This is a genomic window from Streptomyces sp. NBC_01471 (genome assembly GCF_041438865.1).
GTDB lineage: Bacteria > Actinomycetota > Actinomycetes > Streptomycetales > Streptomycetaceae > Streptomyces.
On sequence record NZ_CP109450.1, the window covers coordinates 5044837 to 5059803 of the forward strand.

Sequence of the window (14967 nt, forward strand, 5' to 3'; positions counted from 1 at the left end):
GATGGATCTGCCCTTCGCGGACCCTCCCGTCGGGCAGTCCGGAAGATGTGCCAGAGTTGCCACGTCCGGGCTCCGAGCACGTACCGTACGGCGCAACAGGCGGGACAGCCGGGACACCGGGACACCGGGAAGGGGCAGCTGGGTTGACCACGCACGCACCGCAGGCGGCGCAGTCCGTGACGCTGCCGACGTCGCTCGACGAGGCTGTGGCGGCACTGACGGCGATGCCTGCCGCCGTCCCCGTCGCGGGCGGCACCGATCTGATGGCGGCCGTGAACTCGGGGCTGTTGCGGCCCACGGGACTCGTCGGACTCGGCAGGATCAGCGAGATCCGCGGCTGGCACTACCAGGACGGCCACGCGCTGCTGGGCGCGGGCCTCACACACGCCCGGATGGGACGGCCCGACTTCGCCGCGCTCATCCCCGCGCTGGCCGCCGCCGCACGCGCCGCGGGCCCGCCGCAGATCCGTAACGCGGGCACGCTCGGCGGCAACATCGTCACCTCCGCACCGACCGGCGACGCACTGCCCGTGCTGGCCGCGCTGGAGGCCACCCTGGTCGTCGCGGGTCCGGGCGGCTCCCGCCGCGAGACCCCGGTGTCGCATCTGCTCGCGGGCCGGGACATGCTCCAGCCCGCCGAACTCGTCGGATTCGTACGGGTACCGCTGCTGCACGCGCCCCAGGTCTTCCTCAAGGCCACCGGGCGCACCGGCCCCGGCCGTGCCACGGCGTCGGTCGCGGTGGTCCTCGACCCGGCCAGGCGCGGTGTGCGCTGCGCGGTCGGAGCCGTCGCCCCGATGCCGCTGCGGCCGATGGAGGCCGAGCAGTGGATCGCCTCACTCATCGACTGGGACGGAGAACGCGGGCTGGCGCAGGAGGCGCTCACCGCCTTCGGCGAGTACGTCGCCGCCGCCTGCATCCCCGACGCGGCTCCGCCCCCCGACGGGGGAGAGGCGCAGCCGCTGCCCCCGGCCGTACTGCACTTGCGGCGGACCGTCGCCGCACTGGCCCGGCGAGCACTGGGGAGGGCACTCTCGTGACCACCAACGACGACCACGGCGGCTGGCAGCCGGTCCCGCAGGGCGGCGAGTACGACGCCGAGGCCACCGCGTTCGTACAGCTCCCGGAGGGCATGGACCCGTCCGGCGCACCGCTGGCGGCGCCCGGCCACGGGTACGTACCGCCGATGATCCTGCCGCTGACGCCCGCGGCGGGCACGGATCCGGCCGGCACCGGGCAGTGGTCGGTGCCGCAGATGCCGCAGGCACCGGGGCAGGGGCAGCAGGGGGGCCCGGCTCATCAGCCCTATCAGACGCACCAGCCCTACCAGCCCGACCATTCTCACCAGCCCGACCACTCACACCAGCCTGACCACTCCCTCCAGTTCGATCAGTCCCACCAGGAGCCTGTGACGCCGTACTGGCCGGAGCCCGCACAGGCTCCGCACGCCGGTCCGGGGTACCCGCAGGAGCCGACGGCCACGGGCCACTGGACGTTCGGCGACGCGCAGGACTCGCACGTCCCCCAACAGCCGCACCAGCAGCAGCATGAGCAACAGCCGCACCAGCAGCACGGCGGGGACCTCACCGGCCAGTGGACGATCCCGGTCGCCGAGGGGGATGTCCCCGAGGAGTCCGGTGAGTACGCCGCCTCCTCGCTTTCGCGCCCGGCCACGCTGCCCGGTGGCGCGCCCGCGCCGTGGGCCGTACCGGCGGAGGAGCCCGAGCCGCACCACGCGACTCCGGCCGACGGCACTCCCGTACCGCGGGACGAGCACGGGACGGACCCGGAGCCGACCGCCGGGGACGGACACGGAACGACGGCCGGGGAGCGGGACGTTCCGGGTGCCGGTCACGACTCCGGGCACGACCCCGCCCGACACGGCAGTGAGCACGACGCGCACGACGGGCACGATCCGCGGGACGCGCACGAGGACGGTGTCCCGCATCCGGCACCGGACCGGCACGACGTCCCGGCCCCCCGTGCGGCCGAGTTCGACGCGGCGCCCGGGGCAGGCCAGGAGACCGCGCCTCCCGCAGCCGGTCCCGACGGCGTCCACTCCGACGCCGTGAACCCTGACGCCGTGAACCCCGACGCCGTGCATGCCGACGCCGGCGCGGCGGACGCGGCTCCGGCGCCGGATGCGCTCGCCGAGCCGGACGCGGCCCCCGTGACGGCCTGGAGCGAGCACACGCCCGCCTCGTACGTCCTGCGCGTGAACGGCACCGACCGGCCGGTCACCGACGCCTGGATCGGCGAGTCGCTGCTCTACGTCCTGCGGGAGCGCCTCGGGCTCGCGGGCGCCAAGGACGGCTGCTCGCAGGGGGAGTGCGGCGCCTGCAACGTCCAGGTGGACGGCCGCCTCGTCGCCTCCTGCCTGGTCCCCGCGGCCACCACCGCGGGCTCCGAGGTCCGTACGGTCGAGGGCCTCGCCGTCAACGGCGAACCCTCCGACGTGCAGCGGGCACTCTCCGAGTGCGGAGCCGTCCAGTGCGGTTTCTGCATTCCCGGCATGGCCATGACGGTCCATGACCTCCTGGAGGGCAACCACGCCCCCACCGAACTCGAAACCAGACAGGCCCTGTGCGGCAACCTCTGCCGCTGCTCCGGCTACCGGGGTGTGCTGGACGCGGTGGGCGAGGTGGTCGCCGGGCGCGCCGCGGCGGGCGCCGCGTCCGAAGAGGCCCGTATCCCGCACCAGGCAGCACCCGGATCCGGCGGCATGCAGCCGGACAACCCGCAGCAGCACGACGGAGGCATGGCGTGAGCAGCGACGCGGCCACCGCGGCCACCGCGAAGTCCCCGGAGGCGGACGGCCCGGAGCAGGAGCCGCCCGCGCACGGGCTCGGCGCGTCCCTCCCGCCGGCCGACACCCGCGCGAAGACCGAGGGCACCTTCCCCTACGCGGCCGACCTGTGGGCCGAAGGCCTCCTCTGGGCCGCCGTGCTGCGCTCCGCGCACCCGCACGCCCGGATCCTCTCCATCGACACGTCCGAGGCGTCGGCGATGCCCGGCGTCCGCGCGGTGGTCACGCACGCCGACATCCCCGGCGACACCGCGCACGGCCGCGCGGTCGCCGACCGCCCCGTCTTCGCCTCCGAACTGGTCCGCCACCACGGCGAGGCCATCGCAGCGGTCGCCGCCGACCACCCGGACACCGCCCGGCTCGCCGCGGCCGCCATCGCGGTCGAGTACGAGGTGCTGGAGCCGGTCACCGACCCGGAGAAGGCGTTCGCGGCCGAACCGCTGCACCCCGACGGCAATCTGATCCGCCACATCCCGCTGAGGTTCGGCGACCCGGACGTCACCGGCGAGGTCATCGTCGAGGGCCTCTACCGGATCGGCCGCCAGGACCCGGCGCCCATCGGCGCCGAGGCCGGACTCGCCGTGCCCCGGCCCGACGGCGGGGTCGAGATCTACACCGCGTCCACCGACCCGCACACCGACCGCGACCTGGCCGCCGCCTGCTTCGGCCTGGAACCCGACCGGGTCAAGGTCGTGGTGACCGGGGTGCCCGGCGCGACCGGTGACCGCGAGGACACCAGCTTCCAGCTCCCGCTCGGCCTGCTCGCGCTGAAGACCGGCTGCCCGGTCAAGCTGGCCGCGACCCGCGAGGAGTCCTTCCTCGGCCACGCCCACCGCCACCCGACCCTGCTGCGCTACCGCCACCACGCGGACGCCGACGGCCGTCTGGTGAAGGTCGAGGCGCAGATCCTGCTGGACGCGGGCGCGTACGCCGACGCGTCGTCCGAATCGCTGGCGGCGGCCGTCTCGTTCGCCTGCGGTCCCTACGTCGTCCCGCACGCCTTCATCGAGGGCTGGGCGGTCCGTACGAACAACCCGCCGTCCGGCCACGTCCGCGGCGAGGGCGCGCTCCAGGTCTGCGCCGCGTACGAGGGCCAGATGGACAAGCTCGCGGCCCGGCTCTCCATGGACCCGGCCGAACTGCGGCTGCGCAACGTGCTGGCCACCGGCGATCTGCTGCCCACCGGGCAGCCCGTCACCTGCCCGGCCCCGGTCGCCGAACTCCTGCGCTCCGTCAAGGACTTCCCGCTGCCCGCGTTGCCCAAGGACACCCCCGAGGGCGACTGGCTGCTGCCCGGAGGCCCGGAGGGCGCGGGCGAGCCGGGTGCGGTGCGCCGCGGGGTCGGCTACGCGCTGGGCATGGTCCACATGCTCGGTGCCGAGGGCGCCGACGAGGTCTCCACGGCCACGGTCAAGGTCCACGACGGGATCGCCACGGTCATCTGCGCGGCCGTCGAGACCGGCCAGGGATTCTCCACGCTGGCCCGGCAGATCGTGCAGGACACCCTCGGTATCGAGGAGGTCCATGTCGCATCCGTCGACACCGACCAGCCCCCCGCCGGGCCCGCCACGCACGGCAGGCACACCTGGGTCTCCGGCGGTGCGGTGGAACGGGCGGCGAAGATGGTCCGCACCCAGCTGCTCCAGCCGCTGGCCCACCAGTTCGGGATGTCCACCGAGCTGCTCCAGATCGCCGACGGCAAGATCACCTCGTACGACGGGGTGCTCTCCACGACGGTCACCGAGGCCATGGACGGCAAGGAACTCTGGGCGACGGCCCAGTGCCGCCCGCATCCGACCGAGCCGCTCGACGAGTCGGGACAGGGCGACGCCTTCGTCGGCCTCGCCTTCTGCGCGATCCGCGCGGTGGTGGACGTCGACATCGAACTGGGCTCGGTCCGGGTCGTGGAGATGGCCGTCGCGCAGGACGTCGGCCGGGTCCTCAACCCGCGGCTGCTGACCTCCCGTATCGAAGCGGGCGTCACCCAGGGCGTCGGCGCGGCCCTGACCGAGAACCTCCGTACGACGCGCGGCGTGGTGCGCCACCCGGACCTGACCGGTTACGCGCTCCCCACGTCCCTGGACACGCCGGACATCCGCATCGTGAAACTCATCGAGGAGCGCGACGTGGTGGCCCCGTTCGGCGCGAAGGCGGCGAGCGCGGTACCGGTGGTCACGGCCCCGGCCGCGGTGGCGGCGGCGGTACGGGCGGCGACCGGCCGCCCGGTGAGCCGGCTCCCGATCCGGCCGCAGGCCGCGGTGGTCACGGGCTGAGGCGCGGCCCGGGGGCCCCGCCCCCGGGCTCCCGGCTCCTCGACCGCCCGGCCCCCGGGACCGCCTGGGGCCCGGAGTGGTCGCAACCGCCTCGGCTGCCCCGGAGTCGCTGACATCCGCAGCACATCACCCGTCGTCCCGCACCCGGTTCGCGCCCGCGTCACACATATGGGCATACCGGCGTGCGCCGGCGGATGCCCGTGGTGTGCAGGGGTAGTGCTGCTCTGATCAGCGACCTCGCGCGAAGGGCCTAACGTCAGTGTCAAAGCCTTTTGAACTGCCGGAGTTCTACCTGCCGCATCCGGCCAGGCTGAATCCCCATCTCGAAGAGGCCAGAGCCCATACCAAACAGTGGGCCAGGGACATGGAGATGCTGGAGGGATCGGGGATCTGGGACGAGCACGACCTCGACTCCCACGACTACGCCCTGCTCTGCGCGTACACCCACCCGGACTGCGCTGGACCCGAACTGTCGCTCGTGACCGACTGGTACGTGTGGGTCTTCTTCTTCGACGACCATTTCCTGGAGCTGTTCAAGCGGTCGCAGGACCGGCAGGGCGGGAAGGCGTACCTGGACCGGCTGCCCGCCTTCATGCCGATGGATCTGGCCGACGGGTTCCCCGAGCCGCAGAACCAGGTGGAAGCCGGCCTGGCCGACCTCTGGGCGCGCACCGTCCCCAGCATGTCCATGGAGTGGCGGGAACGTTTCGCCGTGAGCACCGAGAACCTGCTCAACGAGTCCCTCTGGGAACTCTCCAACATCAACGCGGGGCGTGTCTCCAACCCCGTCGAGTACATCGAGATGCGGCGCAAGGTCGGCGGCGCCCCCTGGTCCGCCGGGCTCATCGAGTACGCGACGGGCGCGGAGGTGCCCGCGGTCATCGCGGGATCGCGCCCGCTGCGCGTACTGAAGGACACGTTCTCCGACGGCGTGCATCTGCGCAACGACCTCTTCTCGTACGAGCGGGAGATCCAGGAGGAGGGTGAACTCAGCAACGGGGTCCTGGTCCTTGAGACCTTCCTCGGCTGCACGACCCAGGAGGCGGCGGAGGCGGTCAACGATCTGCTCACCGCGCGGCTCCAGCAGTTCGAGAACACCTTCTTCACCGAACTCGGCCCGCTCTTCGCGGAGTTCGCGGTCGACCCGAAGGGCGTGGCCGACACGCTCACCTATGTGAAGGGGCTCCAGGACTGGCAGTCCGGCGGCCACGAGTGGCACATGCGCTCCAGCCGCTACATGAACGACGGTGGCGCGGTGGCGGAACGCGGGCTGCCGCTCGCACCGCTGGGGCTAGGTACGTCCGCCGCGGACATCAAGCGGCTCATGGGGAAGACGGGCGCGGCCCGGCTGCGCAACCACCTGCACGTCCCGCACCAGCACGTCGGGCCGTCCCGGCTCCCCGACTTCGACATGCCGTTCGCGCTCTCGCTCTCGCCCCACCTGGAGGCCGCGCGGCGCAATCTCGTCACGTGGGCGCACCGGATGCGGATGCTCGACGACATCTGGGACGAGCGGCAGCTCGCCGGGTACGACTTCCCGGTCTGCGCGGCGGGCATCGACCCGGACGCCACAGCGGAGGAGCTGGACCTGTCGTCCGGCTGGCTGGCGTGGGGCACGTACGCCGACGACTACTTCCCGCTGGTGTACGGGCGGACCCGGGACCTCGCGGGTGCGAAGGTGCAGAACGAGCGGTTCTCACTGTTCATGCCCCTGGAGGGGGAGGCGCCCCCAGCGGAGAACGTCATGGAGCGGGCCCTTGCCGACCTGTGGGCGCGCACGGCGGCGCCGATGGACCGGGCGGCGCGCCGAACCTTCCGTACGGCTGTCGAGAACATGACGGCCAGCTGGCTCTGGGAGCTCGCCAACCAGGCGCAGCACCGCATCCCGGAACCGGTCGACTACATCGAGATGCGCCGGATGACCTTCGGCTCCGATCTGACGATGTCGCTGGCCAGGCTCGGCCACGGGCACCAGATCCCGGACGAGGTGTTCCGCAGCGGTCCGGTGAAGTCGCTGGAGAGTTCGGCCGCCGACTACGCCTGCCTGATGAACGATGTCTTCTCGTACCAGAAGGAGATCGAGTTCGAGGGGGAGGTGCACAACTGCGTCCTGGTCGTCCAGGCGTTCTTCAACGTCGACTACCCGACCGCGCTGGCCATGGTGGACGACCTGATGGTGTCGCGCATGCGCCAGTTCCAGCATGTGGCCGAGCACGAGATCCCGGTCGTCTGCGAGGACTTCGGGCTGGACGACGAGGCCCGTGACGCACTGCGGACCTATGTGCGGGAGCTGGAGGACTGGATGGCGGCCATCCTGAACTGGCACCGCAAGACCCGCCGGTACGCGGAGGCCGATCTGCTCGCGGGCGGCCCGGGGTCCCGCTATCTGCCGCCCGTCCCGTCGGGGTTCGGGATGGCGGCGCTGGGTCTGGCGGAGCTGGTCGGCCGGGGGTGAGGCGGCGCCCTTCGATCATCGAAGGGGGCCGGAGGGGCGTTGGCGGGGGTCCGGCGGCAGGTCCGGCGGCAGGCCGGGAGGGGATGTCCGCCCCTCCGGGCCTGCCCGGTACCCGGACGCCACCGCCACGTGTCCTCTTTGTGGCTTATTTCCTATAGTGGGGTGGGTCCTGCACCCCGTGCGTTCCCTGCACCCGGTGCGTCCGGTGCACCCCGCTGAGGAGCCAGCCGCATGAGCAATCTGTTCGTCGTCGCCTACAACGATGTCGCCACCGCCAACCAGGTCCGCGACAAGGTCGTCACGCTGAGCCGCCAGCACCTCATCGAGCTGGAGGACGTGGTCGTGGTCGAGCGCCGCGAGGCCGACGGCAAGATCAAGCTGCACCAGGCCGTCAACCTCACCGCGGCGGGGGCGACCGGGGGCGCGCTCTGGGGCGGGCTCATCGGGCTGCTCTTCCTGGCGCCGCTGCTCGGCGCGGCTGTCGGAGCCGCAGCGGGCGCGGCGGGCGGGGCCGTCAGTGACACCGGCGTGAACGACGACTTCATGCGCGAGATCAGCTCGAACCTCCGCCCGGGAGCCGCCGCGCTCTTCGCCCTGGCCAAGTCGGACGCGGTCGACAAGGTCGTCGCCGAGCTGGCGCCGTTCGGCGGCCAGCTGGTCCAGACGTCCCTCTCGTCGGAGGACGAGGAGCACCTGAAGTCGATGGTCCGGGCGGCGCGGGGCAGGGACACGGAGCAGCCGACGACGAGGCCGGAGGCCTCGGCGGCACGGGTCGGCGGCACGGAGCAGCCCACGACGAGGCCGGAGGCCTGAGTCCCGGGACGCCGCGTTTGAGGCATGGGCGCTGCGCCTGAGTCCCGGGACGCCGAGAAGGGGCCCGGCGGCGGGTCAGGCGACCGGCACTTCGCGGCAGCCGTCCGCGGGTACGACCCGGGTGTCGATGGTGACGCCGCCACGCGGCCGCCCGCCGGAGATGTCCGCCGCCCGCAGGCAGAAGTGCACCCACATGTTGAACTGGATCTCCTTGGACACCCGGAGGCGGCAGTACAGCACGTCCGCCAGCCGGTCGCCCGCCCGGGACCATGCCTCGATCTCGAAGGAGAGCAGCTCGCCCTCGTCCCTGGCCCGGAACTCGATCTGGCCCGCTTCGAGATGGCCCTGCAGTGTGCCGAACCTGAACGACGAGGCGTCCTGGTGGAGCACGCGTACGGGCCCGTCCCACGGCCCGGGCATCCGCACCCGGTATTCGTCGCCGGTCCGTACGGCCCCCGGGCGGCCGGCCGTCTTGTCGAACACCGCGGCGCCCCGCGGAGCCGCCTGGTTCAAGTCGGCCATGACGGAGCTCATCAGCTGCTGCGGACCCACGTCGCTGCCTTCGATCAGCACGGAGAAGCGCCGGTGGAGCATCGGTCCGACGCCGTCCTCCAGGCGCTTGCTGCGCCGGTCCAGCAACTCGGCAGGCACGACGGGCGGCAGATCGCTGCTGTCGCCGGGCGTCTCGCTGCGGTGCAGGGCGCAGATCCGCCAGAGGTAGTTCCAGGACATGATCGCCACCCCGGCGGGGAACCGCAGGAGAGTTCCGAGCCGGCGCCGACGGGACAACTGCCACGGTTGCTCGGTGTGCGCTGACGTCATACCGTTCACGATACGGTCAAAGCAGACATTTCATATTCTTCTGCACTTCTTATGCGGCTGCGGTGGGAGGCTGGGAGGTACGGTGCGGATTTCGCGGGTGCTGCAACGCGCGGGCGTGCGTGGCGCGTACATGGAGGCGGCCTCGATGGCCGGGGTGGCGGTCTGCATCGGGTTCTGGCTGCGGGCCAAGGGCTACGACCAGGACGAGCGGGGCAATGCGGAGCGGCGGGCGCTGTTCGTCGGTCTCTGGCCGGCCACGCTGTGGCTCGTGGGCCAGTCCATCAGCGAAATCGAGCGGTTCGAGCGGACGGGGCGGTTCGGTCGGACCGGGCGGGCCGGACCGTCCAAGCCGTTCGGGCGGGCCGTGCGGCCCGGGCGAAAGGGATGGACCGGTTAGCGTCGGCCTGCGGGGCTCTCCACTTCTCCCCTGGAGGGGCGTCCGTGCTGCGTGAAAGGCGACTCCACGGCGAGGGCGCCGCCTCGGCGCTGCGTTCCCTGAAAGGCCGTACCGTCAACTACTCCCTCCCGCCCGGCCGTACGCCCGCCCGGGAGGACGGCTGGCATGTCGACTCGCTCCGCCGGACGCTCGCCCGTGAGCGGCCGGGCGACCCGGAGCCGGGCGGGGCCTGGGACATCGCCTGCCGGCTCGTGCGCGACTACCAGTTCCCCGAACCGGGCATCCTCCGTGCGCTCTACCGCCGCGACGACGCGTTGCTCGGGCGGAACATCCTGCTGGAGGGGCGCTTCCTCGGGCTCCGCTTCGACATGGGGGTCAGGATCACGTCGGTCACCGACGACCTGCGGGGCACGGACGACACCGCACAGCGGGTGTGGGGCTGGGGCTACCGAACTCTTCAGGGGCATCTGGAGGAGGGGGAACTGCACTACCAAGTCATCAAGTACCCGCGCACGGGCGACGTCGAGTTCCTGATCACGGGATACTCGCGCCGGGCGCCGATCCGCAACCCCGTCGTCCGCGCGGGGTTCATCCTGTTCGGCCGCATGACACAGCGCCGCTTCTACCGCGCCAGCGCGGACCGGCTCCACAGCCTCACCCGTGCCGAACTGCTGGGCACCCCGCCCACGCGGCCACAGCCGTCCCCTGCCGGAGACAGCCTCGTCGTCGTTCCTGGCGGCTCGGACGCCGCGTAGGAGTTGTCGTCAAGGTGTCACGCCCGCATCAGCAGCGAGGCGAGGGTTACGGCTGCCTGGTAGGACTCGGCGGTTTTGTCGTAGCGGGTCGCGATGCCGCGCCATTGCTTCAGGCGGTTGAAGCACCGTTCCACGCCGTCGGCCGACGGCATCGCAGACCAGGTGAATTTTGCTGGTCAGTCCGCCTCTGGAGCGGCCGAGCGCGGGGTTCCGGAGCCCCCTTTTCGGGCCCCGGCCGCGTGCTGGTGGGCGCGGACGATGGTGGAGTCGACCGATACCAGCCAGTCGATCTCACCGGCCGCGTCCGCCCGTGCCCGTCCGGAACTTCCGGACGATCCCGTTGAGGACCCTCCGACCATCCAGCCGCTTCCGCCGCGAGGGTCAGCTGATCGGCAGCGTGCTGTTCTCCTGTCGGGGGGCTGTGCCGAGCAATGTACGTGCGACGTCTTCCAGGGATCCGAGCAGCGGGTTTGGGTCGCCGGCGCGCGTGACGAGCACGAGCTCGCAGGGATCGATGTCGATGACGGGCACCAGGGCGATGTCCTCGCGCGCAGCAGCGCGTCGATCGGCGGCAGGGAAGATCGCGACACAGTGGCCGGTGGCGATGAGTTCCAGCTTGTCCTCGTAGCTGTCGTCGATCGCGGGTGGGGGTGGTGCCGGGCGGTCGTCGACCGGCTTGGGCGTGCTCCAGAGGACCGGAGTGCTGACGCAGGCCACCAGTTCCTCGTCCGACAGAGCCCGCAGGCTGACGGCTTCCTCGTTCGCCAGATGATGACTTGCCGACGTGACGAGTATCCGCGATTCCTGATGGAGCTTGGTCACCCGGAACCCGTCCGTGGGGAAGGGCAGGGGCCTGTACACAACGAGGGCGTCGACCCGCCCCTCGGCGAGGGCGCGCGTGTCCCGCCAGTCGAGGTGCCGGGTGCGGACCTGGCCGTCGGGGTGCCGGCGGCGCAGTTCCTGCACACAGGCGGTGATGACCAGTCCTTCGGCGCAGCCGACGGTGACGATACGGGGCTGGACGGCGGCTCTGGCCTTGCGAGCGGCTTGCTCGGCCTCTTGGAGCAGTATCCGGGCCCCGGGAAGGAATGCCTGACCGGCGTCGGTGAGGCTGCTGCCCTGCGGCGAGCGGTCGAAAAGCCGGACACCGAGCTGAGCCTCAAGTCGCTGGATCTGACGGCTCAGCGACGGCTGTGCCAGGTGCAGCTTGGTCGCGGCCCGGCCGAAGTTGCCGTACTCCGCCACGACGGTGAAATAGCGCACGAGCCGGAGATCGACGTCCATTCGCTCAGGGTACGTCGCGCGTCGTCATACGCCTGGGGCATGACGGCATACGGAACAGGTCTTGGACAGGGTGTGCGGGTGGATATTGGCTTGAGGGCATGACCACTTATGACGGCAAGAAGATCGTGATCACGGGCGGAAGCAGCGGTATTGGCCTGGCTACGGCCCGGTTGTTCGCGGACGGTGGGGCGCACGTACTGATCACCGGCCGCACCCGATCCACTCTGGACGCCGCGCTTGAGCAGCTGGGGGACAAGGCGGTCGGCGTCCGCAGCGACGCCGCGTCCATGAAGGACATCAAGGCGCTGGCCGGCACGGTCCAGGAGCGGTTCGGTGCGGTGGACGCGCTGTTCGTCAACGCCGGGGTCACCGAGTCCGCGCCGTTCGACTCGATTACGGAGGAGATGTACGACACGCTGTTCGCCATCAACACCAAGGGCCCGTACTTCACGGTGCAGGCGTTGGCGCCGCTGTTGCGCGAGGGAAGCGGCGTGGTCCTCACCACGTCGGTGGTGAACGTCCTGGGCCTCGACACGCTCAGTGTCTACTCGGCGAGTAAGGCAGCCCTGCGGTCGATGACGCGCACCCTGGCCCGCGAGCTGCTGCCGCACAAGGTGCGAGTCAATGCCGTGAGCCCCGGCCCGACCGACACGGGCATCCTGGACCGCTCAGTCCCCGCCGACGTCGCCGAGACGATAAAGGACACCTACCGGAGCACCAACCCGATGCAGCGGCTGGGGACGTCCGAGGAAGTGGCCGCCGCGGTGGCGTACTTGGCGTTCGGTGCGACCTTCTCGACGGGAACGGAGTTCCCTGTCGACGGAGGGGCGTCGCAGCTCTAGGCCGTTTGCGCAAAGTCGCGTCGTCGCCCGAAGGGCAGGCGGGACTTTGAAGAGGCCTTAGCCAGCTAGGGCCCGAAGGACCAGCAGCCGGGCCCCCGGCCGGGAACAACCGGGGGCGCCGGGCCTCCGTACACAGAGGCCGTGGCGGGAATCGAACCCACGTAACTCGCTTTGCAGGCGAGTCCCTAAACCACTCGGGCACACGGCCAAGCCACCGGAATCCGCTCCGTTCGTCCGCTCGGAACTGATCCAGTACGCCGACCGTAGGCGCCCCTCGCCCCCCGCCTCAAGGCCGCGGGCCGTCCCGCAACGTGACTGCCACACCCCGTTCATGGTCGTACGACCAAGGGACGAGCCGAGCCCCGCCTCCCGACAGGGGCCATCCGGTATTTCGCCCCTTACTCTGATTCCATGACCGCCCTGGAATCCCGCGACCCCGAGGTCGCATCCACCGACGTACCCGACGGCACATCCGCCCCTGCGACCGGCGGGATTCTCGGCAGCGCGCACCGGGCGCTCAGCATCGGCATCGTCACCGTCGTCCTGCTCATCGCCTTCGAGGCGACCGCCGTCGGCACGGCGATGCCCGTCGCCGCGCGGGAGCTGCACGGCGTGGCGCTCTACGCCTTCGCGTTCTCCGCGTACTTCACCACCTCGCTCTTCGCGATGGTCCTCTCCGGCCAGTGGGCCGACCGGAACGGGCCGCTGCGGCCGCTCGCCACCGGGATCGCCGCCTTCGCGGCCGGACTGCTGCTCTCCGGCACGGCGTCCACGATGTGGATCTTCGTCTCGGGCCGTGCGGTGCAGGGCCTCGGCGGCGGGCTCGTCATCGTCGCGCTGTACGTGGTCGTCAGCCGTGCCTACCCGGAGCGGCTGCGGCCCTCGATCATGGCCGCCTTCGCCGCGAGCTGGGTCATCCCCTCCGTCGTCGGGCCGCTCGCCGCCGGAACGGTCACCGAACACCTCGGCTGGCGCTGGGTCTTCATCGCCATCCCGGTCCTGGTGGTCCCGCCGCTCGCCCTCGCGCTGCCCGCCATCCGCCGGAAGGCGGCGGGCCCCGCCGACCCCTCCGTGCCGCCGCCCGCCTTCGACCGGCGGCGCATCCGTCTCGCGCTCGGGATCTCGGTGGGGGCCGGTCTGCTCCAGTACGCGGGCCAGGACCTGCGGTGGTTCTCCCTGGTCCCGGCGGCGCTGGGCGCGGCACTGCTGGTCCCCGCGGTGCTCGGGCTGCTGCCGCGCGGCACCTGCCGGGCGGCGCGCGGGCTGCCTTCTGTCGTCCTGCTGCGCGGGGTGGCCGCGGGGTCGTTCATCGCGGCCGAGAGCTTCGTACCGCTGATGCTGGTCACCCAGCGCGGACTCTCGCCGACGCTGGCCGGGCTCTCGCTGGCGGCCGGCGGCGGGACCTGGGCGCTCGGCTCGTACGTACAGTCCCGGCCGCGCATGGAGCCGTACCGGCAGCGGCTGATGGTCATCGGCATGCTCCTCGTGGCGGCGGCCATCCTGGCGGCGCCGAGCGTCCTGTTCCACTCCGTCCCGGCCTGGACGGTCGCGGTGGCGTGGGCGTTCGGCTGCTACGGGATGGGTACGGTCGTCGCCTCCACGAGCGTGATGATGCTGAAGCTGTCGGCACCGGAGGAGGCGGGCGCGAACTCGGCCGCCCTGCAGATCTCGGACGGCCTCTCGAACGCCCTGATGCTCGCGGCGGGCGGCGCGGCCTTCGCGGCGCTGGGCGGGGGAGCGGTGGGCGCCCTGCACGACGGGGCCTCGGCCCCGCACCCGGCGGCGTTCGCGGCGGTGTTCCTGCCCATGGCGGCGGTGGCCCTGGCGGGGGCTTGGGTGGCTACGCGGCTGCGGGTGGGCGAAGCCTGATGGCACTACGTAGTACCACGTAGTACCATCGGGGCATGGCTGGATTGAATCTGCGATTCACGGACGAAGAACTCGACATGCTGCGGGAGCGTGCGGCCGCAGAAGGCCGAAGCATGCAGGTCTTCGCTCACGATGCCGTCATCGCTGCCATGAACGAGCATTCCCGGCTCTTCAACCAGGCAGCTGACCATGTCCTCGCAGCCAGCGCGGAGCTCAACCGCAGGCTCGCTTGATGTACTACCTGACACTCCCTGAGCTGCTGAACCTCGCAAAGCGGCTGGGAGCGGACGAGGTGCGCGACTACGGTCTGCTCGACTCCGCTCTGGCACGCCCGCAGTCGAGCGTGTTCGGGCAGGACGCGTATCCCGATGTCTGGCACAAGGGTGCTGCGCTGATGGAGTCGTTGGCCCGGAATCACGCGCTTGTCGATGGAAATAAGCGCATTGCGTGGTACGCGACCTGGGTTTTTCTGCACATGAACGAGCACCCGCTGGATGCTGCGTTTGATGTGAACGAGGCCGAGCGGTTCGTGCTGGATGTCTGCCAGGGCTTGCTCGATGTGCCCAGGATTGCCGGTCAGCTGCCCAGCTTCGCTGCGCGCTGACTCAAGCCACGGTCGTCCCCGGTAGGGTGGCCCGGTTGTCGTACCGA

13 protein-coding genes, 1 tRNA gene and 2 pseudogenes are annotated in these 14967 nt (G+C 71.4%); 11 read left to right on the forward strand and 5 right to left on the reverse strand.

Going from position 1 to position 14967, the window contains the following annotated elements; translation table 11 throughout:
- Positions 1-143 precede the first annotated feature (143 nt).
- The 5 genes from OG285_RS22530 to OG285_RS22550 all read left to right on the forward strand — a co-directional run bounded on the left by OG285_RS22530 (position 144) and on the right by OG285_RS22550 (position 8347).
- A complete protein-coding gene (locus OG285_RS22530; RefSeq protein WP_356833148.1) occupies positions 144-1040 on the forward strand; it encodes an FAD binding domain-containing protein in 897 nt (298 codons plus the stop codon).
- On the forward strand, positions 1037-2767 hold the full coding sequence (locus OG285_RS22535) for a 2Fe-2S iron-sulfur cluster-binding protein (protein WP_356833150.1): 1731 nt from the start codon (positions 1037-1039) through the stop codon (positions 2765-2767). Before OG285_RS22530 ends, OG285_RS22535 begins: the two co-directional genes overlap by 4 nt.
- Positions 2764-5079, forward strand: coding sequence for a xanthine dehydrogenase family protein molybdopterin-binding subunit (locus OG285_RS22540; RefSeq protein ID WP_356833152.1), 2316 nt, complete (start codon positions 2764-2766; stop codon positions 5077-5079). Before OG285_RS22535 ends, OG285_RS22540 begins: the two co-directional genes overlap by 4 nt.
- 259 nt (positions 5080-5338) lie before the next feature.
- Positions 5339-7534 carry a germacradienol/geosmin synthase gene (locus OG285_RS22545; protein ID WP_371792022.1) on the forward strand — a complete coding sequence of 732 codons (2196 nt, stop codon included), beginning with the start codon at positions 5339-5341 and terminating at the stop codon, positions 7532-7534.
- 231 nt (positions 7535-7765) lie between these two features.
- Entirely contained in the window at positions 7766-8347 is a 582-nt protein-coding gene (locus OG285_RS22550) for a DUF1269 domain-containing protein (RefSeq protein WP_371792023.1), read from the forward strand.
- 75 nt (positions 8348-8422) lie between these two features.
- Here OG285_RS22550 and OG285_RS22555 read toward each other — a convergent pair whose 3' ends face one another.
- Positions 8423-9169 carry a DUF1990 family protein gene (locus tag OG285_RS22555; protein WP_371792024.1) on the reverse strand — a complete coding sequence of 249 codons (747 nt, stop codon included), beginning with the start codon at positions 9167-9169 and terminating at the stop codon, positions 8423-8425.
- Between the two features lie 82 nt (positions 9170-9251).
- Here OG285_RS22555 and OG285_RS22560 point away from each other — a divergent pair, with 82 nt between their 5' ends.
- The gene (locus OG285_RS22560; RefSeq protein ID WP_371792025.1) at positions 9252-9566 is read left to right on the forward strand and encodes a hypothetical protein; all 315 of its coding nucleotides are present in this window, start codon (positions 9252-9254) and stop codon (positions 9564-9566) included.
- Between the two features lie 44 nt (positions 9567-9610).
- A complete protein-coding gene (locus OG285_RS22565) occupies positions 9611-10321 on the forward strand; it encodes a DUF1990 family protein (RefSeq protein WP_371792026.1) in 711 nt (236 codons plus the stop codon).
- Between the two features lie 17 nt (positions 10322-10338).
- Here the strand turns inward: OG285_RS22565 and OG285_RS22570 are convergent.
- The 3 genes and pseudogenes from OG285_RS22570 to OG285_RS22580 all read right to left on the reverse strand — a co-directional run.
- Positions 10339-10455 (reverse strand): annotated as a pseudogene (locus OG285_RS22570) (IS5/IS1182 family transposase); the annotation flags it as partial.
- Between the two features lie 4 nt (positions 10456-10459).
- Positions 10460-10599 (reverse strand): annotated as a pseudogene (locus OG285_RS22575) (IS5/IS1182 family transposase); the annotation flags it as partial.
- A 103-nt stretch (positions 10600-10702) separates the two neighbouring features.
- Positions 10703-11605 carry a LysR family transcriptional regulator gene (locus OG285_RS22580; protein ID WP_371792027.1) on the reverse strand — a complete coding sequence of 301 codons (903 nt, stop codon included), beginning with the start codon at positions 11603-11605 and terminating at the stop codon, positions 10703-10705.
- 98 nt (positions 11606-11703) lie between these two features.
- Here OG285_RS22580 and OG285_RS22585 point away from each other — a divergent pair, with 98 nt between their 5' ends.
- Positions 11704-12447: an SDR family oxidoreductase gene (locus OG285_RS22585; RefSeq protein ID WP_356833166.1), complete on the forward strand. Its 744-nt coding sequence runs from the start codon at positions 11704-11706 to the stop codon at positions 12445-12447.
- Positions 12448-12583: 136 nt separating this feature from the next.
- Here the strand turns inward: OG285_RS22585 and OG285_RS22590 are convergent.
- Positions 12584-12655 (reverse strand) — tRNA-Cys (locus OG285_RS22590).
- Between the two features lie 203 nt (positions 12656-12858).
- Between OG285_RS22590 and OG285_RS22595 the strand changes: the two genes are divergently transcribed.
- The 3 genes from OG285_RS22595 to OG285_RS22605 are packed head-to-tail and all read left to right on the forward strand — an operon-like array spanning position 12859 to position 14920.
- Entirely contained in the window at positions 12859-14316 is a 1458-nt protein-coding gene (locus tag OG285_RS22595) for an MFS transporter (protein WP_371792028.1), read from the forward strand.
- Positions 14317-14351: 35 nt separating this feature from the next.
- The gene (locus tag OG285_RS22600) at positions 14352-14549 is read left to right on the forward strand and encodes a hypothetical protein (RefSeq protein WP_371792029.1); all 198 of its coding nucleotides are present in this window, start codon (positions 14352-14354) and stop codon (positions 14547-14549) included.
- Entirely contained in the window at positions 14549-14920 is a 372-nt protein-coding gene (locus tag OG285_RS22605; protein ID WP_371792030.1) for a type II toxin-antitoxin system death-on-curing family toxin, read from the forward strand. The genes OG285_RS22600 and OG285_RS22605 overlap by 1 nt, the downstream gene beginning before the upstream one ends.
- Positions 14921-14967: the final 47 nt, after the last annotated feature.

Bases quoted from the DNA above. Each gene is read 5' to 3' on its own strand.
- OG285_RS22550 (WP_371792023.1), top strand. From the start codon at position 7,766: ATGAGCAATCTGTTCGTCGTCGCCTACAACGATGTCGCCACCGCCAAC.
- OG285_RS22555 (WP_371792024.1), bottom strand. From the start codon at position 9,169: ATGACGTCAGCGCACACCGAGCAACCGTGGCAGTTGTCCCGTCGGCGC.
- OG285_RS22580 (WP_371792027.1), bottom strand. From the start codon at position 11,605: ATGGACGTCGATCTCCGGCTCGTGCGCTATTTCACCGTCGTGGCGGAG.
- OG285_RS22585 (WP_356833166.1), top strand. From the start codon at position 11,704: ATGACCACTTATGACGGCAAGAAGATCGTGATCACGGGCGGAAGCAGC.
- OG285_RS22595 (WP_371792028.1), top strand. From the start codon at position 12,859: ATGACCGCCCTGGAATCCCGCGACCCCGAGGTCGCATCCACCGACGTA.
- OG285_RS22600 (WP_371792029.1), top strand. From the start codon at position 14,352: ATGGCTGGATTGAATCTGCGATTCACGGACGAAGAACTCGACATGCTG.
- OG285_RS22605 (WP_371792030.1), top strand. From the start codon at position 14,549: ATGTACTACCTGACACTCCCTGAGCTGCTGAACCTCGCAAAGCGGCTG.